The following is an 18,592-nucleotide window of genomic DNA, read 5'->3' on the forward strand; positions in this document are numbered from 1 at the left end:
GTCACTTGCTTCGCTCGAAGAGTGGCCAAGTAGCGGCGTACCTCGGCGGCTATGTCGCCCGTCCCAGGCTGGCCGGGCCAGCCCAAGCGTCTCCGGATCTGGCGGCCGTCGTCGCTGTGCGGGAGTACTTCCATCGTTGCGGCGACGATCGGGGTGTTCGTCGCGCCGGCCCGTATCTCCATGCCTTTCCTTTCGCTGGATGCATGAGGACGGTACGAAGGGGACCGGTACCTGATCGTCAGTGCCGCTACGAGGTAGGAGCCCCGCTCCGGCCCAGCACGGTGGTGAATCCGCTGAACTCCGGTCTGACCGGCCGACACCAGTTCGGGTAGGGCAGAGCTTTAGAAGCTCGCTCATAACGCAAGGTCATCTTGCGATTGCATCGCGTGAGATAGAGACTGGTCGTGACATCAGACCAGCGAGTGGGGCACGTGGTGGCCGTGGACAAGCATGATCTGTTGATCGCGCAGCGCATCATGGAAAGCCGCCGCCGCAGAGGGTTATCGCAACTGGAGTTCGGGGCCCTGATCGGCCGCTCTGAAAGCTGGGTCTCCAAGGTCGAGACCGGGGTGATGCGGGTGGACAGTCTCGCCCTGCTGCGGACGATCGCCACGGTTCTGCGAGTGGAGCTGAGCTACCTCATCGGTGTGGAGTCCGACCAGGCCGAAAAACGCGGCCACGGCTCGCAGCCGCCGATGACGCTCCAGCACCTGCTGATCGACCCCACCGGCTGGGACATCTGCGATCTTGAGCGACGGCGCTGGTTCCTGGCGCAGTCCTCGGCAACGGTGACAAGTGTCCTGCACCATCTCCGGCCCGGCATCGAAGAGGGCCTTACGGAACGGCTGTCGGCGGTCAAAGGGAAGAGCGTGCGGCTGGACGCCGACACCGTCCACGGTCTGGAACAGATCGTGTCGGGATTTCGGCAGTCCTACCGCTCGGCCAGCGCCCATTGCCTCCTGGCACCAGCCCACGGAACTCTGAACCTGCTCACCGAATTCGCCGCTGAGGCGGGCGCACAGTGCGACCGGGTGGTGTCGTTGATCGGCCAGATGGGTACGCTGCTGGCCACCGTGCTCGGATTGGATCTCGACGACCCTCTGGCGGCCAAGCCCTACATCACGATTGCGATGCGCGCCGCCCAGCAGGTCAATGACGCCGAGTTGATGGCCTTCACCCTCGGCGGGCGCGGTTCCTGGCCGCCTATGGAAACAAGGACGCGCACGCCGGTCTCGGATTCGCCGACGCGGCCCTGGACACAGCCCGCCGCGGGATCCATCCACGCACTCACGCCTGGCTGCTGGCCGTGACCTCCGAGATGCACGCCTCGCTCGGCGAGGAGCAGGAATGCCAACGCCGCCTCGCCCAAGCGGAGATCCACCTGACGCATGCGGCGCCCGCCCGGCCGTGGATCGGCATCGGATCCTTCGGCGGCGACAAGCTCCTGGCCTACCGTGGAGGAGACCTGATGCGCCTGGGCAGGTACCAGGACGCCCAAGCCATCCTGGCTCAGTCCCTGGCTTGCTTGGATCCGTCATTGAAACGACACCGCTGCACCGCCCACATCGACCTGGCCGAAGCCCTCGCCGCCACCGCGAGCATGGACGACGCGGCCGATCACGCGATCAAAGCCTTGGACATCATCGAGCAGACCGGCCACACTCCCAGCCTGCACCGAGTGGACCGGCTGCACCAGCACATGCGACAGACCCCCTCCGCGGCCGGACGCCGCCTGGGTCAACACCTTCACTACGTGAAAGGCATGCGATGAGGCCACGCGCGCTCCTGCTGGACTTCGGCGGTGTCGTCACCACCGATTTCTACGCCGCGATCCGCACCTTCTGCGCGAGCCAGAATCTGGCGGACAACGCCATCGAGCACGTCCTGGCGACTCGCCCGGAGGTCCGCGCCCGCCTGGCCGACGCCGAGCGTGGGCGGATCACTCAGCACGAGTTCGAGGAGACCTTGGGCGGCGCGCTCGGCATTCCCGGCCGCGGCATCATCGCCCGCATCGGGGCCTACCTGAAGCCCTACCCGCCCGTCCTGGACCTGGTCGCCCGAGCCCGGCACCAGGGCATCCGCACCGGCGTCCTGTCCAACTCCTGGGGCAGCGGCGACTACAACGTCTACGACGCCTACGACCTGGAGCGCCACTTCGACACCATCGTCATCTCCGACCAGGTCGGCACCAGCAAACCCGACACGGCCATCTACCAGCTCGCCGCCGACCGCCTGGGCGTCGATCCCCTCGAGTGCATCTTCGCCGACGACACCGCCGCCTATCTGGCCCCCGCCCGGGACCTTGGCATGACCGTGGTCCACTTCGCCGAGCCGGAAACCGGAATCGCAGAAATCATCGCACGGCTCGGCCTGTCCAATCCGGGTACATAGGCTCGCTCAGAGCGAAGCGCAGTGGGCTCGGCCTCGTGTCAATTCACAAGGCCGCCGTCTTCTCCGATCTGCCCGCAAGGGCAGCTCCCGCCACGATGGCTACCAGGCCTAAGGCGGTCACTGCGGTCAGCCGCTCGTGCAGCAGAGTAACTCCGAAGAGGACGGCGAACGCGGGCGATAGGTAGAAGGCAAGCGCGGCCCGTGCCGGTCCTGCTCTGCTCACCAAGGTGTAGAACAAGACCAGCGTTCCACCGGTGCAGACGACCCCAAGAACCATCAGGACGCCGAGGACCGACAGGTCCGGAACGCTGCTGGGCAGTGAAAGAACGCCAGGAATGAGCAGAGCACAGGTGGTTACCAGCATGGAGCACGTGGCGACGCCAAGCGGTTCAGCGTCGGCGTGACGACGGTGGATCATCAGCCCCCCGGCGGCATAGCAGACGGCGGCCCCTACAAGCAGTACGCCCCCGAGTAGTTCCTCCGGCCCACCGCGCAGATCGAACCCGAAAAGAAGGATCAGTCCAAGGAAGCCCAGAACGAGCCCGAGAATGCCGTGCCACCCTCGCGGTCGCTCCCCAGGCGCGAAACGCACCGCGAGCAGGGCGACGAACAGCGGTTGCGCTCCTACGAGAATGCCGGCAAGCCCGGACGGAACATACTGTTGCCCAACGGTGAGCAGCAGCAGCGGAGCCGTCGATTGCATCAGGGCGGTCTCGATCACCGCGCGGGGATGACGAAGAAGTGGTTGCAGGGCTCCGTAGCGAAGGGCCAGCGGGGTGAGCATCACCGCTGCGGTGGCCACCCGTCCGAGGACCACATGCACGGGCGATAGCCCCTGAAGGGCGATCTCGATGAGCGGGTATGCCGCGCCCCATAGGGCAGAAAGAAGGACGAGCGCCCACCATGTGCGGCGGTTCATGGAAGGTGCTGCACCGTGGGCGCCGATTTCAACTGAGTAGAAGCCTGCTGGCGAGCTCCTGTACGCAGGCGGATCGGTTCCATGGCACTAGCACTACCAGGAGTTCCCGCAGTCGGCGTAGGTTCCGTTGTGACGAGGTTGCCCGCGAGAGTTCGTCTGCTTGCGCCGCGATGCGGCATGCCTCGTCGATTTCTCCGGCCTGGGCCAGAGCGTTCGCCAGATCGATCAGTGTGCCTCCTCGTTCCCGCACATAGGTAGGGGGTAGTTGACGAAGGCTGTCGTTCAGCACCTCGATGGCCGCATTCGCATGCCCCAACCGAACGAGACATCTTCCTTTCAGGCGAGCCGCATGGACAGGGCTGTTGTAGAAGGCCAGCCAGGGCGGCGCAGTCGATTCGGTCACCTTGTCGAACGCGACCTCGGCCGCGTGCAGAGACGAGAGTCCGGCACGCTGGTCACCTGTCAGAGCGAGGGCTTCACCCCTCGCCTCCGCGATCCACGAGCGGACCGCCGGCGGCACGGCATGTGTGGCCATCTCACTTGCGGCGCTCAGAAGCTTCAGTGCGTCATGACCGCGACCGGCATGCAACGAGATGTAGCTCATCACGCCGAGCACATAGGCATGCATGCCGTGATCCTTGGCCTCTTCGGCGACCGTGAGCGCCAGTCGGCAGTGACGCTTGGCGGTTGTGTACTCCTGCCCATCGATCGCAAGCCAAGCTGCCAGTTGGGCGACATCGGCAGTGGCACAGAGCAGTTCCCTATTGGTAGCGGAAGTTCGACCTTGGTCCCTCAAGTCCAGCATGCGGCGTAGATGAGCGTTGACTTCGCCGTGTACGCTTCGCGCGCCGGATAGGTAGTCCATCTGGCGAAAGGTCTGTGTCATCGCGGTGAGACCTTCGAGAAGTCCAGGGGAAAGGTGCGGTCGCTTAAGAATGTGTCCCCCTCGCGCTACTGCCATTGCCGTATCCGGTGACGCGATCGAGCCAGGTGGTTGCGGGGCCCCGCTGGATCCACGGCGTTGATACGCCTGATCAAGATGCCGGAAGTCGTAGTGGTCCGACAGCAGGGCACTCACACTGCACTCGTACAGCTCGGCGAGCCTCCCCAGCGTGTCCATACTGGGGAGTCGGCCAGTGGCCTGGGGCCACGCCTCCCAATATGAAATGATCTTGTTGGTCTTCGGGTCATCCGGCCATCGCTGATTCCAGGCCCTCGCAGCTTCGCTTTGACTCCATCCTCGCGCTATACGGAAAGCGACCCGCATGTTCACGCGGAACTTCCGGTGAATCTGCTCAGCTATTTCCACCCATGTCGATCCCTGGGCGCGCAGCGTCGCCGCATGCCGCATCTGGGCCTGCCGAACTCCCTGACTGCCGGCCACGTTCACCGTCCCGAGTAACCGCGTTCTTACAACCGAACGCTACACCGGCAATCACGCCAACACTGCAGATCAACGAGCTTTTCCCCGTCTGACGGGGATGCCCGGCATCATGTTCCCCGTTCTGGCGGGTTGTTCGTGGTGACCAGGCCGCAGATTCTTTGGTGCCAAGAATCCCACGCACTCGGGACGACCGAGTAACAGAAATGTCCCGTTCACACCATAACGGACAATTGGAGGTCGATCATGCCTTACGCCACAGCGGGCCAAAGAGCGCCAGAGACCACCGAGCTGGATTACGCCACTACCCCGGCGGCCGGCTGATGAACGCCTTCATGCTCGTCTACCGGCCGACCCGCCCAAAACCTTCGGCACCTCCACTTCTACAGGAAACCGCCCGAAGGCTTCAGGACGCGCTCGCCGCGCACGGCATCCACACCGACCTCACCAACGATCAGAGGAGAGTCTTGGTGTCGGTCTGCCACGGTCTCGTCGCCATGGTTCAAGAGGACGGGATCTGGTGGCACAGCCCGCGTGAGCTCAGACCCGGTATCCCGCTTTACGTGCATCGCGGCACTGTGGCCGGGGCCGCCGAAGCCTTGGTCGACGACCACGCGCTGCTGACCCCAGTACAGATCGCGGAGGAGCCCCATGACGCAACTCCCGTCTGACTGCTCCCACCTCGGTTGCACCGCACGCCCCCTCCTCGTGGTCTGGGAGGTCGAAGCCCACGACCGCAGCGCTGGCGGTGTGAGCGATAACGAACAGACGGCCGAGACCGCCATGTTCGAGACCCTCGACGCCCTCCCGTCAGGTCGTGGCCGCGTACGGTACGCGCGCCTGTCCGTCCTGGGCATCGGCTACCAGTACGGGGAGACGCTGCTGACCGCTTACCGCAAGAACGGCGCGACCGTCGCGGTGGCTGGCGACGCCTGGGAGAGCATTCCATGATCGGGCACGGCGGCGTAGTGCGGATATGGGCGCCGCCGTGCCGTACGGCGGGCCGTCGGGGGCCCGCCCGGCGCGGGCAGGCACGAGGCCTTCTCCCTGCCCGCGCCACCCATCCACCCAAGACGCGCGGCGGCCCCATACCTTCCCAGGCCGGACCGCGCCGCACGGGGAGTCTGGTAGCTCCCGTGCCCGCGTGGGCGGGCGGCCCACCACCCCCAGGTTCGCCGCCCGCCCGCGCCCTTCCCAAGAGGGGTGCCATTGGACTGCCTGAGCGTCTTCCGGACACGTCTGCCGCGAAACATCAGCGATGGCCCCGCCCAAGCCGACGAGCCCTCCGAAGGAGCTGTCACCCCGAACGGTGAAAGGAGGAGCGCTGATGCGCATGCGATGGGAGAACCTGCCGCAGCCGCTCCGCGCCGACATGGAGACGTACCTTGGCGCGGTGGTCAAGGCTGAGTCCAGGGCCATCGGCCCCGCGCGTTGCGTTACGGCCCGGCTGCTGCACGAGTCCGGCGCAGGCACATGGCTCAAGGCGTGCCCTGCCGACCATCCAGCCGCCTGGCTGTATGAGCGTGAGCGCCAGGCCGGGCGGATCCTGCCCATCGTCGTGCCGGCCCCGCGCATGCCGTGGTCCAGCGCTGACCACGGGTGGATCGCGCTGGCCCATACCTACCTGGACGGATCACCGGCGGTCTTGTCACCTGGTTCCCCGGATGTGTCAGAAGTACTGGCGACCGTCGCGCGGTTGGGCGACCTGCTCACGCCGTGTCCTCCGGGAGTGCCGCCATTGTCCAGTTACATCACCCGCATGCTCGCCAAGGCGTACGCCATGCTCGACGACGACAACGCGCTTCCGAGAGGCGACCGTGCGATGTATCGAGCCGCGCTCGACGGGCTTGATGTGGCCGGACTGGAGGGCGACACGCTGCTGCACTATGAGATGCACATGGGGGCCTTCCGAATGGTGGGCCGGAGCGTCTTCGTGCTGGACTGGGGATTCGCTTGCCAGGGCGCTACGTGGTTCGACGCCGTGATGTTCACGCCGTGGCTGATCTCCGCCGGTCACACCCCGCAGCAGGCGGAGAATTCGCTGATGGACATGAGGGAGTGGCGATCCGCGCCAGGCGATCTGGTGACAGGGCTCGCAGCACTATGGACTCTGTTCCGCCTCCACAAGGCTGTGTACGGACCCGAGTCCGCCCGCGCTGGTTATCAAAGTGAAGCCAGGGCCGGGTACACCTGGCTGAAGCACCGGCTCGCATGACGAGATCTGTGCAGCGAAAAGATGCATGGATCGAGTCCCTTACCTCAAGGGCAACACCGGTCATGGGATCAACTGAGCTTCGGCTCTGGCGACCGAGGCCATGAGATCGACCAGAAGACCGTGCGGTATCGCGCCGCTTCCAAGGCCGGCCGCCTGGACCATGGCCTGCATCGCTCGCTGCTGTCGCGATGTCATCGCCGAGCGAAGAGAGGCGTGCCCAAGTACTTCTCGGCTGGCATAGGCGTCCGACATCGCTCCGGTCATCACGGCCCTCTGCAAGCGGAGGGCAGGCTCCCGGTCGTAGCCCGCAGTCAGGTCGAGTGCGGTCAGGCCGACCCGTGTGCGGAAGACCGCCGTCGAGGGGTCGGCATGCTCAAAGAGTTCGAGGGTGCGCAGGATCATCGCGGTGATGTCCTCATCGGTACCGATGCCCGCCGCCTGTCGGCAGTAGACGCGTAGCAGCCCTGCCACCGCCTTCTCCCAGGGTTCAGCGGGCAAAGTCTCGCCCACCATGGCAGTGGCCTTGTCAATGTCGCCGCGTTCTACAAGGGCCACAATGGTGACTTGGCGACCGTCGAGCAGGCGGGTGCCGACGCCGCGGTTCTTGGCGGCATGCTCGGCGGCCTCCTGCCAGCGTCCGGCCAGGGCGAGCGCACGAGCGCCGTCGGCGAGAAGTGCCGCCCACAGCAGCTTGCTCAACAGTTCGTGATCGTCCGGGCTTTCGGTCAACCCTCGCAGATCGACCCGCCAACCGGCGATCTCGGTATCGGTTCGGTTCAGGGCGGCGATGAGGAGCCCGTGGAGGACCTGGTAGGCGCCATCGCCATCACCTTCGCGAATCAGTTGGCGAGCGATGTTCAGTACAGGTTGCAGGGCCAGCTTCCCCGCCCACGCCGGGAGGGGACGGGTTTGAGTGAACGCGTCGTACTGTCGCCAGCACAGCTCGCGGGCGAGGTCCGGAAGAGCGCAGTCCGAAGCGATCAAGGCCGCCTTGTTGCACACTTCGCAGGCCCTGATCACTCGCTGGTGGTCGTCGAGCCCGGACGATTCCTCGGCGATCTTCCGGAGCTCGGCGACCCGGGCTTCAAGAGTGAGGCCCGGGGGCCGGGAGCGGGAGACCAGCGGAAACCGGCGGGCTATCGTCTGCCGGTCCATCTCAGTTCCAGTCGATGGCCAGCCGGACATTGGGCTTGTCGATGACGAACTGGCCGGTCAGCGAGGCGCGATGCGCACCTCGCGCCATGCGGATCGTCGGCGTGGTGTCACGGTACTCATGGCCCCATACGCGCAGGTGCTCGGCGACCTGGGCGGCCAGTTCACCACCGCGAAGGCCGTGTCCGATCAGGCCCCCTTCCCAGTAGGGACCCTCATCATCGTGCCCCGCACGCAGAGTGAGGTAGGCGACGGAGTCGCCGTCCACGGCCGCCATCGCCCCCCAGGGGAACTGGGGACGTACCAGTCCGGATCGCACGGCCGGGCCGTCCGCGGGCATGCGCACGATCCCGCCGGGCAGCGCGCAGGCCAGATACAGGTTGGTGAACTCCCATGGGTCCCCCTTGCGGAAGATCACCCCCGAGTAGACCTCGGTGGCGGGCTGTCGCAGGACGGCCGCCAGCGCATCGGAGTCGATGTGCTGATCACGGTAGGTGTGCAGGCTGACCTGGCCGTCATCAGTCAGGGGGATCACACGGCGAGCGTCATCCGCGATGCCGCGCAGCGGCATGAACGTGCACATCTCATGAGAGATAGCGTGCCAGTGCTCGGCTCCTTCGCTCTGGTCACGGACGAATCCGATCGAGCGGGAGACGCCGCCGCGGATTCGGAGCGGCACGAGGAGAAGTCCGTCGGGAGCGAGCTGGTCGAGCCAGGCGGGAGGGACGTCGCCCGCGCCCACAGTGGCGATGATCCGCTGGTAGGGAGCCGATTCCGGGTGGCCAAGAGCGCCGTCTCGCACAAGCGGCGTGACGTTGCCGATGCCGGCCGCCTGGAGGTTCGCCCGGGCGTCGGCGATCAGGTCGTCGTCCACATCCATCGTGACGACGTTTCCTCGCGGGCCGACCAGGTGGCCGATCAATGCGGCGTTGTAGCCGGTCCCGGCGCCCGCCTCAAGCACGTTGTCGCCGGGCTGGGCATCGAGCTGCTCCAACATCATGGCGACGATGGTGGGCTGGGAGGCGGCGGAGATCGCCTGGCCGCTACTCGGGTCGTGTTTGGTGTAGATCGCCGCGTCCGCGTAGGCGTCCACGAGGGGCACGCCGGGGACGAACTTGTGCCGTGGGACGGCCGCGATGGCGTCGGCGATACGCGGCGAATGGATCACTCCACGCTCTCGTAGTCCAGTGACCAGGTGGGCCCGGAGCCGAACGGCTTGCTCTTCGGCGTCGGCGAGGGTGTCCGCCTGGGCAGCGATGCTCTTGTTGCCCTCAGAAGTAGGGATGGCTGGTTCGTTCATGATGACTTCTTTCGCGAGGTAGGAAAGGACGGCCTGTTGTTCGGCGGGCAGCCCTGCCCGGTTGAAGGAGAAGATGAGGTGGTGGGCGAGGACGGCGCGCAGGCCTCGCTGCAGTTGCCCGGCACGCGCGAGGTGAGCGAGTCGGCGTCCGGTGGTCTGGAACGCGGCCAGTCGGGCGGGCCAGTCCGCACCGGCCCGGTGTGCCGGAGGGATGGTGGTCATCAGACGGCGCATCGCGCTTCGCGCATCGGCCACCTGTCCGGGCGGTGGCGACGGCGGCGCTGGGCGGTGTTCGGCGACCAACGCCCATACCGCTCCTTGCTCGTACCAGTCCAAGCCTGCCGCGCGCAGAAGGACGCTGGCCAGCAGGACCGCGAGTTCGCGCCGACCTGGTTCGTGGGGAGCGGGTACGGTACCGGCGGTGGTCAAGGCGATGCGGGAGTCGGCGCAGAACAGCGTGTGAGCCACTTCCATGGCGGCCGGGCCACCGAAGGCGTATTCCTCCGGTTCGTAGACGCCACGCGTCCACCCGCTGATCTGGCTGGCAGCGGTGAGGTTGTTCAAAATGCTGGTCAGCCGGTGTTCTGCTGCTTCGTTGTTGTTGGGGCGGACGCGCAGCCGTAGCCCGCCCTCCTTGTACAGGAAGTGGAAGCCGTCGATCACGTAGTCGTCCTCGGCCTTGCTCAACTCGGTCGCGAGCCGGGCCAATGCGGTGCGCGAAAGTCCAGGGCCGGTGGTGTCCTGGCATGTGCTGGTGAGGGTGACTTGGAGCCAGGCCGCCCGTTCGGCCAGGCGCAGCAGCGCCGCCTCGCCGGCCGTCCGATACAGCTCCACGGCGTTGCGCAGATCGAGTTCGGGGTACTGGAAGCGGTCGGCTGCGACTTCGCAGGACTCCCCGGCCAGGACGGCGAGCACTGCTTGTCCGAGGCGTTGTGATGTCATGAGCGGGCGGCTCCCCGATTGAGGGTGTGGTGGGTCAGGCGATCAGTAGCGCGCGATCCCAGCGGGTGCGCGGGCATACGGCCAGCGCGTGCAAGGCCAAGGCGACGCCCGCCTTGCCTTCCATCCAGCCGGGGTCCTGCTGGTTGGTGAGGTGACGCGTGAGCGGCTCCAGAAGAGGCGCGATCGTGCTGGCGAGCGTGTGGGGCGTAGGTGAATCGGCGGCCATCAGTCCGGCGATGTGGACCACTCCGGCGTACCCATGACACAGGGAGGAGTCGTTGATGAGGCGAAGCTGGTGCGGATCGGATAGGGCCGCCGCGGCAGCACCCTCGGCATGTGCTCGGCGGCGTGGGTCACCGAGCGCGATCGCGGCCAACTGCTGTGCACGGGCTACGCCCAAAGTTCCATAGCACCATGAGGGCCGCTGTGGCCGCCGTTCGATGGGCCCGCTTGTGTGCAACATCGGTCGGCTGATCCAGTACGGCCACCATGGACCTGCCGGGCCCTGCTGCTGCCAGCGATCCAGCCAGGCCAGAATTCGTGCGATGGCGGTCGCCTGCCCGGTGACGGCGAATCCCCGCTGGAGAGCCACGGCGAGCACAGCCAGCACACCGGCGATTCCGTGCGCCATCCCCATGTTGGCATGTCCGCCTGTGAAGGCGACGGACAGCGTGCCATCAGGCGCCAAGTCGCTCCACCAGCCGGGCAGCAGGTCCGGCTCCTCACTGAGCGGTTCAGTCACCGCCACCAGGTGCGCGAGCACCTGGTGGAGTGGGCCGGTAGCGGGGTCGTCACGACAGAGCAGGACGGCGCTGAGTCCGGCCAGGCCGCGGATGACGTCGAACTCGGCAAGTGCCGGTCGCCGCCGGAGGTTCAGGCGGTGCCGAGCCGCCTCCAGGCGGTGACAGATGACGCGATCAGTGGCCACCTCAAGTGCCGGAAGGTTGTGCTCGGCCAGGCCGTGGAGATGCGGCGCGGCGGCGTGGACCATGAACTCCACGGCAGGAGCTCCGAAGTAGAGCCCGGCGTTGGCGCCGATGCTGAGTTCGCCAGAGGTGACGAACCTCAGCCAGTGCTGAGCCGGGCCCCAGGATGCCCTGCCGCTTGCGGCGCGTTCTATATGCAGCAGCGCGATGCCGACGCCACCGTGGGCGAGGGACTGCGGCCACCAGTCCGGCAACCGGTCATCGAGCCGTGGCGGTACGGCAAGTTCTTCGGCGAGTCGATCCGCGATCTGCTCGGTGGCTCCGCTCTCGGCTGACAACTGGGCGGCTGGGGCGGTGGAGGTCACGCTGCTCCCTTCGCGTGCAGATAGGCGAGAGCGGCGGCGCGCGCAAGATGCAGGCTGAGGTGGCGCTGGACGTCATCCGCACCGAAGGCCCGCCGGGCGTGGGCGTCGAACAGCGCAGCCAGCATCGCATCCAGGCCGTTGCGTGCGTCCTGGTTTGCCATGTACCGGCAGGTGTCGAGTGCCTGGGCGCGTTCTTGCCACGCCTCACGATCGGCCGCTGTGCTGCCGAGCCCGAGGTGGAGGGCGGCGAAGCCTTCAGCCGGATTCGCGAGACGGACCGCGTCGGCATGGACTCGGCGGGGCACAGGCGAGGGGGCAGGGCGAAGCCGAGGCCGGTCGGCGAGCCAGCGCATCGCCTGATCAGGACCACCGAGGAAACCGGTGGCCAACGCGACGAGGTTCGCCGCGCCGACTACCATCGCGTCGAATCCATGCGGCATCGCGAACTGGGAGAGGACCACCCGGGAGTCGGTGTGGAACACACGCTCGGCCGCGGCCAGTACCTCGCCGGTCCTCCACTGCCCGGCCTGGGGGGTGTGGCCGGCAAGCCGGAGTCTGCGCAGCAGCCCCTGCGCGCGTAGCGCGCCGGCCCACGAACCGAGGGCCTCGGCCGCCTCCCCGAAGCCCGTTTCCCTGGGCAGCACGATGTGTAAGTGCAAGACCGCCTCGCGGTCGCCGTGGCGGTCGAACCACCACACGGTGATAGGGCTGAGTGACTTCATCAGGTCGGGTATGCGGAGGAGGACCTGGGTTTGTACGTCAGCGGCGACTGACAGCTCGGCATCCAAACGAGGTCGCGTTCCCGGCATGGACCCCTGGTCGCACAGGCGGATCACTGTCGAAGCACCCACATGGGGCGATGGTGCCGACGGTTGAGTCGAGACGAGCGGGACGACGAGGCTGTGGGCCCGCCCTCCACACCATCCGAGGTCGCTGGGCTCTGGACCCTGGATCAAGGTCGCTCGCCCGGCGCGGTTCAGGTGATCGCGCAGCAGCTCAGCCGGACCATGTTGATCCAGGGCGAGAAGTAGGTGCTGGTCGCCTTCGGCAAGCAGGACTCGGGTGGGCACATGGCACCGCTCACGCCAGGCGTACAGAGCGTCGATCCACTCGGCGAAGGGCGCCTGCGCACCGGGCAGATCGACGTGGGACAGCCTCCAGCGCGCAGGGCTCAAGACAATGCGGCCGTACCGCAGCGCGGGCAGAAACGGCAGCCCACCGGCCGCACTCCAGTCGAATCCGGTGACCTGCGTGGTGGAGGAGCGGGAGATCTCGGCCAGGAACCGGGCGAGTGGAGGAGTGTGCGCGGCGGACCGGTAGTTCAAGGACGTCAGAGCCAGTGTTTCGATCACGCACCCCCGTGACATCGAGGCGAGGAACAATCGACGGTCGGCTGTGCAGCCGACCGCCACGTCCTTCAGCGAGACCTGGTCCGCTGCCGGGTCGGGATGTTCACCAAGGCTGATGACAGACGGCGACAGGAGGGGAGCGCGCACCACGTGATCAGCCCGGACGTGTAGCGGTGCGAATGACAACTGGACGGCGGTCGCCTGGTCCGTGACGGTAGGCAGGCGGTTGAGCGCGGCGACCATCCCCGGCCTGTCTGTCGGCTCCAGCAGGGCAAGGAAGCGTCCGGTCATGGTCCCGGCCGCGCGTGAGGCACCGAGCACTCGTACTGTGAACGTTCCCTTCGCCAGGGCGTCGAGCGATTCGGCGTACACCTGCACATTGAGCTCCAGATGCGGCGGCAGCCGGGAATGGGCTTCTTCTTCCGATGCCCGCAACTCTGTGATCATCGTGTCGGTCAGAATGACCTCGATGGCACCATCAAGTGCCGCACGCTGCGCCAAGGCGAGTAGACGCTCATCACGCACCGTGAGCGTCGGCGGGGTCGCTGGCGCAGAAGTGGGATACCCCGCCGGGTAGCCCATGCCCAGCAGGGGATCGACGAGTTCAGTGACAGGGACCAGGGCCGCGGGCCCGTATCGGCGTGCGAACCGTTCGGCATACTCGCGCCAGGCGGGCGTGCCCTGCCGGTAGGCGGCAAGGCGGGCCAGTACCTCGGCGGCCCTCTCCACTTCACGGCCAACCGTGTCCGACAAGACGATGCGCCCGTCCATCCGCACATCGACGACCAGCGGTGCGTCGCCTGCCGGTGCGAGTTCGCGCATGCTCTCCATCACGCTGGCGCGCGAACTCCGGCTCTCCTTGGAGAAGATCCGCACGTTGTCCAAGTTGGCCATACATGAGCGGATCTCGGTCAGCATGCGAATTTGGCGGGCCAGATGCAGCAAGGTGTCCGCACCGAGCGCGTAGAGCTGATCGAGGAGATATCCAAGAGGGTCCGGTCTGGTCGCGGGCAGGCGCAGAGCGGTGATCAACACCTGCCGCGTCACCAGCTCGCCGAGCAGCGCGTTGATATTCTCCAAGGACGCGCCTTGGAATTTCGCCGCCAGTTTCGCGGCCAGATCTCCGAACGGCACCGGCGATGCGGCAACGTCCATGACGAAGGCCACCGCAGGGGTCAGCCGTAAGGAAACCTCGCGCGATCCTGTGTCGCTGGCGGCCCGAGCGGGAACCCGCAGCCGGTCGCCGACGATTCGGCACAGCGTATTGGCGACCACGGGAAGGCGGGGCAGCAGCACCAGGTCGTGCTCAAAACGAGAGATCACCATGTCCAGCCACTCGGCACTCGGCCTCAGCCGACCACGATGCCGCTGCCCGAACCGCGCATCAGGCACGGCACCGAATTCAGCCGGAACGACACCGGCGAACAGCCCGTACGGAATCGCGCGTGACCTGGCCCGCAGTACATAGCGGGCGAGCGCGAGCGCCATCCGCCGCGCGCGCCGCGCATCGATCACTGCTCCGCCGACCACAGCCTCGATCCGAGCGGCCAAGGCTGGACTGGCGACCTCAACGGAATCAGCGATTCTCTCGTCGGTCCAGGTCTGACGCAACCACGCGACCCATCGGTCAGGTCCGGCCTTCGCCGCCTCCTCCGGCGTCGGCCACAGCGGCAGCGCCGGTTCCCCGGGTTGGGTGGCGGCTCGCAGTAGCGCCCTGTCCATCCGCCGGAATCCATATCGACCCTTATCAGACGGCATCACGAGCACCCGCTGGCCGTAGAGGCGATGCCAACGGGAAGGCCCTTGCCACCGTCGCGGGAAGCGCCTGCGGGCCGGGCTATGCGCCGGCCGAAGTGGTGCAGGTGCTCGGGCAGGTGGTGCCACAGTTGTCGTCCGTCATGGCGATTACTGCGTTCGCGTTCGGCCCGTGCTCGATGAACGCGATGTCCAACCTGAACAGGTCCGCGAGATCGGCATCGGAGCCCGTCAGACCAGGTGTCTGAGCAGCCATGATTTCCCTCCTTCTGATCGTAGGGCTGGTCGGCAACGTGACCTGGAGCGAACAGGCCACCCTCAGCCCGCGAGCCCGGCGGCCTTGCGATGCTCGACACTCCTGCCGGTGTGGCACGGAGGTGCCGCCGCAACGCCCTACGGCAGCAGGAAGAGAACGGTGTGCTCACAGACACTCTCCAGGCACGGCCGTGATATCGCCGCTAGCGTGGCATGCGCGCCGCCCGAAGATCGAGGAAGTTTCTAGAGATTTCTTTGAACTCAGCCCTACCCAGCAGCGCAGCGAAACATCGAGCTACGAGCCTGCGTCATCATCGTCGGGCAGGCTCGCATGTAGGTCCTCCATCACCCCGGTGATGACCGCGCGAGCATTCGCCCCATAGGACGCGACCGAGGACATGGCCCCGAACACCTTCTCATGCAGGTCGATCTCCTGATCCTGGGTCAAGGTCAACTCAGCCGAGAAGATCTCCACAAGGACCTGACGGTCGTCGAAGATCCAAAACCCGGAGCCCGGAGCGATCACGAACGGCGCCTCGAACGGGATGACGCCCAGCCGGACATTGGGCAAGGTAGAGGCGGCGACCAATCGATCGAGCTGGGCCAGCATCAGCGCCGGCGGGCACAACCGGTAGCGCAGAACCGCCTCGGTGATCACAAAGTGGAAGCGTTTGCGCTGGTCGTAGAGGATCTCCTGGCGGGCCAGCCGGGCGTGAACCGCATCGTCGATGTCGTCGCCCAGGCCGAACACCGCGACGGCTTGGGCAAGGCGATGCCGGGCGTATCCCGCCGTCTGAAGCAGGCCGGGCACAAAGGCCGGCTCGAAGACGCGCAGCCGCGCGGACTTGCGCTCCATCTCCGACCAGGTGTTCTGATGGTGACGGGCGCCCCCACTGAGCAGCCGTTGCCACTCCGCGTGCGCCGACTCCATGGTGCGCAGCATGGCCAGCGCCGATGCCGCGTCCTGCTCGTCATCGCTCGTGGCGCTCACCCATGCGATGACGTCGCCGTCGCTGGGAGTCTGTTTCCCGTTCTCCAGTTTGGAGATCTTGGAGGCAGGCCACGAGAGACGTTCGGCAAGCTCCCGTCCTGTCAAGTCGGCGGAAGTGCGCAGAATGCGCAGCTTGGTGCCGAGCGCCTCTCTGGCCCGTTGGACGCTGGTCACGCGTCCTTTTCTACTCAGGCGCCCTACTCCCTGCCAGACTTGCGAGAAACTGCTCTCGGGTGACCGCTCGATGCCAGGCATCGTCACGACCGGCCGCCAGCTCCGCGACAGTAGCCGGATCAGTGACGATCTCAGCGCCGAGCAGCACGTCATCGTCGTCGAATCGCAGCACAGCGGCCCACTTGGAGTCGAACAGCCAGTAGTCGTCCTGGGGCAGGCCTTGCGCTTGCGCTCGATCAAGGTAGCGGATGTCCTCACCGGCCTGGAGGGCGAACTGCGCGCACCACAGGCCGAAGCGTGAGTACTCCGACAACGGGACCGACACCACCCGTACCCGATGCACGAACTTCCGCTTGGCCGCATGCTCGGCCATCAGATCAAGCCAGGGCCTGTTCCAGGCCAGGTCATCCGGCTCGCCGGCAAGGAACCGGCGAAGTGGCTCCTGCTCACCAGGAGAGTTGTAACGCTCCCGCGGTTCCAGCCGGAACGCCGTGTGCTCGAATGACCTGAACAGATCACCGAACGCCTCACCGGAGACCAGCGTCAACGCCCCTCCTTCGCTCTGTCCTCCGCCGTCGGCGTGCTCGTCGCTTCGTCGTGGGCGGTGGGCGGCGTGTAGTAGCGCAGCAACTCCAGCGGGATCTCGATGTCGGCCTCGCCCTGGGGCACCTCGCCGAGATCGGCGAGCGCCTGCGGGTCTATGATCCGGTAGCCGCGCACCACGAGACTGTTCCGGTCAGTCGCGTAGAGGGTCGGCGAGCCGCCGTTCTGCGAGGTCGAACCCAAGAAGGTGATCCTCATACGTGCCTCCGTGGAGAAGCTTTCGGGAACTTTCTCACACAGAGAACGACGCTCCAAGGGGCAGGGTCAACCGTCATGCCGATTCGTTCTCGGCTCTTCTATGTATCTATCGGGGCACACAACTCGAACCCGATAAGTGAGGGCATAGCGCGGGCCCGCCTGCTTCCAGACCAAGGCTCACCACAGCACGGGAAACAGAGGCCGGCCTACCGGCCGATTCCGATGGCATCGTCGCCCAGAAGCACGTGCAGGGACGGGCTAATACGCCCACTGACTCTATCCAGCGCCGATCCGGCTCCATGTCCACCGTGCAGGCCGTCCAGCACACGGTCCAACAATCAGCCGCCCATCAGACCAACCTCAACGGAACCCCGGCACGCCCAGCCGACCATGCATAGGCTGACCAGCGCAATCACAGCATCATCATGGAGCTTGCATGCACGCCCCAGTACCGACCAGGCTGCTGTCCGAACTCCGCACCGCGCTCGCCATCGGCGTCCAAGCCGGGATCGAGGCCGTGTGCGCGGCATGGGCGCTGCGCCCGCTCACCGGCGGCCGGAACAACCTGGTCTACGGCCGGGCGGACTCGGGCCACGAGACCTGCATGAAGCTTTACAAGGTCGATGAACGACGCCGGGTAGACCGCGAGTGGGCGGCCCTGACCCTCATGGCAGAGAACGACATCGATCAGGTCCCCATACCGCTCTGGTATGACCCAGATCCCCGCTCTCCAGCAATAGGCATGACCATGGTGCCTGGCAAGCACCTGGACAGCACGGACGTCTCACAGCTCAAGGCCCTGGCCACCGCCCACACCCGCCTGCAGCAGCTCCCCCTGCGCGGCCTGCTCGCCGAAACCGACCGCATCGACTCCGCCGCGCACTACATCCACCGGCTCACCACCATCTGGCCACAACAACTCGCCGACCACCGCGACGACCCGCTCACCGCTGACATGTTCCGCCTGCTCAGCCAGTGGGATGCCTCCGGAGACCGGCAACTCCTGACCGAACCCGCCGAGCCGGTCTTCTCCCGCGGAGACGCCAACCTGCTCAACTGGCTCTGGGCGGACGGCACGATCGGCTGTGTCGACTTCGAGTTCGCCGGCCGGAGCGACGCCGCCTTCGACGCCGCAGACCTGATCGAGCACATCAGCGCCAGAAGCGTCAGCGACGAGACCTGGCACACCCTCATACCCGAGCTCGGAGTCGACCACTCGTCGATCAAACGCTTCAGCGCCGCCCGACGCACCACCACCCTCCGCTGGCTGGCCGTCCTCTGGAAACAACGCCATCAGTGAGTGGTGGAATTCGTCGCCCAACTCACACGTGTCCGCATCGTGGGAGAGGAAGGCCCTCACGATGCCCCGATGACGTATTAAGGGACCCCGTGAGCAGGCTCGGCGGCCCGCCCTTCCCATGGCGGAGGCCATGTCGCGTCGCACGGGGGAGTGGTAGCGCCTGCGGCCTTACGCAAGATCTCCTCCTCGCGCAGACTCTTGTTCTCGCGTAGCAGCCGGGCCGGCTCGTCCTTCTCCGCGCTGCTCAGGCCGCCTTGGCAGCGGCCGTCATCCATGTCGGCCTAGCGCACCCAGGCACGGATCGACAGCGCGGAGGGCTGGAACTCCTTGGCCAGTTCCTCCGGCGTCCGCCCGGCGCGCACCAGCTCCACCATCT

General features: G+C 66.5%; 17 protein-coding genes. 7 read left to right on the top strand and 10 right to left on the bottom strand.

Annotated features, from left to right (window positions below; genetic code table 11):
• Positions 1–434: 434 nt before the first annotated feature.
• Genes ACH34R_RS09990 through ACH34R_RS10000 form a run of 3 tightly spaced genes read left to right on the top strand, consistent with a single transcriptional unit; the run spans position 435 to position 2,391 of the window.
• On the top strand, positions 435–1,310 hold the full coding sequence (locus ACH34R_RS09990) for a helix-turn-helix domain-containing protein (protein ID WP_397561057.1): 876 nt from the start codon (positions 435–437) through the stop codon (positions 1,308–1,310).
• Entirely contained in the window at positions 1,307–1,771 is a 465-nt protein-coding gene (locus ACH34R_RS09995) for a hypothetical protein (protein ID WP_397561058.1), read from the top strand. Before ACH34R_RS09990 ends, ACH34R_RS09995 begins: the two co-directional genes overlap by 4 nt.
• Positions 1,768–2,391: an HAD family hydrolase gene (locus tag ACH34R_RS10000; protein ID WP_397561059.1), complete on the top strand. Its 624-nt coding sequence runs from the start codon at positions 1,768–1,770 to the stop codon at positions 2,389–2,391. The genes ACH34R_RS09995 and ACH34R_RS10000 overlap by 4 nt, the downstream gene beginning before the upstream one ends.
• A 43-nt stretch (positions 2,392–2,434) precedes the next feature.
• Here ACH34R_RS10000 and ACH34R_RS10005 read toward each other — a convergent pair whose 3' ends face one another.
• Together ACH34R_RS10005 and ACH34R_RS10010 are read right to left on the bottom strand one after the other, a co-directional pair.
• A complete protein-coding gene (locus tag ACH34R_RS10005) occupies positions 2,435–3,310 on the bottom strand; it encodes a DMT family transporter (RefSeq protein ID WP_397561060.1) in 876 nt (291 codons plus the stop codon).
• A gap of 28 nt (positions 3,311–3,338) precedes the next feature.
• Positions 3,339–4,430, bottom strand: coding sequence for a hypothetical protein (locus ACH34R_RS10010; protein ID WP_397561061.1), 1,092 nt, complete (start codon positions 4,428–4,430; stop codon positions 3,339–3,341).
• 584 nt (positions 4,431–5,014) lie between these two features.
• On the opposite strand from ACH34R_RS10010, the gene ACH34R_RS10015 reads away from it, so the two are divergent.
• From ACH34R_RS10015 to ACH34R_RS10025, 3 genes are all read left to right on the top strand, one after another.
• Positions 5,015–5,362 carry a hypothetical protein gene (locus ACH34R_RS10015; protein WP_397561062.1) on the top strand — a complete coding sequence of 116 codons (348 nt, stop codon included), beginning with the start codon at positions 5,015–5,017 and terminating at the stop codon, positions 5,360–5,362.
• 79 nt (positions 5,363–5,441) lie between these two features.
• Positions 5,442–5,642 (top strand): hypothetical protein, encoded by a 201-nt coding sequence (locus ACH34R_RS10020; RefSeq protein ID WP_146607232.1) that lies wholly within the window; start codon positions 5,442–5,444, stop codon positions 5,640–5,642.
• 376 nt (positions 5,643–6,018) lie between these two features.
• Positions 6,019–6,906: a phosphotransferase gene (locus tag ACH34R_RS10025; protein ID WP_397561063.1), complete on the top strand. Its 888-nt coding sequence runs from the start codon at positions 6,019–6,021 to the stop codon at positions 6,904–6,906.
• 60 nt (positions 6,907–6,966) lie between these two features.
• Here ACH34R_RS10025 and ACH34R_RS10030 read toward each other — a convergent pair whose 3' ends face one another.
• The 8 genes from ACH34R_RS10030 to ACH34R_RS10065 form a co-directional block, all read right to left on the bottom strand.
• On the bottom strand, positions 6,967–8,061 hold the full coding sequence (locus ACH34R_RS10030) for a hypothetical protein (RefSeq protein ID WP_397561064.1): 1,095 nt from the start codon (positions 8,059–8,061) through the stop codon (positions 6,967–6,969).
• Position 8,062: 1 nt separating this feature from the next.
• Positions 8,063–10,300: a methyltransferase, FxLD system gene (gene fxlM / locus ACH34R_RS10035; protein WP_397561065.1), complete on the bottom strand. Its 2,238-nt coding sequence runs from the start codon at positions 10,298–10,300 to the stop codon at positions 8,063–8,065.
• A gap of 34 nt (positions 10,301–10,334) precedes the next feature.
• Positions 10,335–11,591: a lanthionine synthetase C family protein gene (locus ACH34R_RS10040; protein WP_397561066.1), complete on the bottom strand. Its 1,257-nt coding sequence runs from the start codon at positions 11,589–11,591 to the stop codon at positions 10,335–10,337.
• Positions 11,588–14,662 (bottom strand): lantibiotic dehydratase, encoded by a 3,075-nt coding sequence (locus tag ACH34R_RS10045; protein WP_397561067.1) that lies wholly within the window; start codon positions 14,660–14,662, stop codon positions 11,588–11,590. The genes ACH34R_RS10040 and ACH34R_RS10045 overlap by 4 nt, the downstream gene beginning before the upstream one ends.
• 115 nt (positions 14,663–14,777) lie before the next feature.
• Complete coding sequence (fxlA, locus tag ACH34R_RS10050; RefSeq protein ID WP_397561068.1) at positions 14,778–14,951, bottom strand: FxLD family lanthipeptide; 174 nt, start codon at positions 14,949–14,951, stop codon at positions 14,778–14,780.
• 294 nt (positions 14,952–15,245) lie between these two features.
• The gene (locus tag ACH34R_RS10055) at positions 15,246–16,115 is read right to left on the bottom strand and encodes a helix-turn-helix domain-containing protein (RefSeq protein WP_397561069.1); all 870 of its coding nucleotides are present in this window, start codon (positions 16,113–16,115) and stop codon (positions 15,246–15,248) included.
• A gap of 10 nt (positions 16,116–16,125) precedes the next feature.
• The gene (locus ACH34R_RS10060) at positions 16,126–16,662 is read right to left on the bottom strand and encodes a DUF6879 family protein (RefSeq protein ID WP_397561070.1); all 537 of its coding nucleotides are present in this window, start codon (positions 16,660–16,662) and stop codon (positions 16,126–16,128) included.
• Positions 16,659–16,916, bottom strand: coding sequence for a hypothetical protein (locus ACH34R_RS10065; RefSeq protein ID WP_397561071.1), 258 nt, complete (start codon positions 16,914–16,916; stop codon positions 16,659–16,661). The genes ACH34R_RS10060 and ACH34R_RS10065 overlap by 4 nt, the downstream gene beginning before the upstream one ends.
• Positions 16,917–17,352: 436 nt before the next feature.
• On the opposite strand from ACH34R_RS10065, the gene ACH34R_RS10070 reads away from it, so the two are divergent.
• Positions 17,353–18,216: a phosphotransferase family protein gene (locus tag ACH34R_RS10070; protein ID WP_397561072.1), complete on the top strand. Its 864-nt coding sequence runs from the start codon at positions 17,353–17,355 to the stop codon at positions 18,214–18,216.
• Positions 18,217–18,592: the final 376 nt, after the last annotated feature.

It is taken from the genome of Spongiactinospora sp. 9N601, assembly GCF_044326295.1.
In the GTDB taxonomy this organism is placed as follows: domain Bacteria; phylum Actinomycetota; class Actinomycetes; order Streptosporangiales; family Streptosporangiaceae; genus Spongiactinospora; species Spongiactinospora gelatinilytica.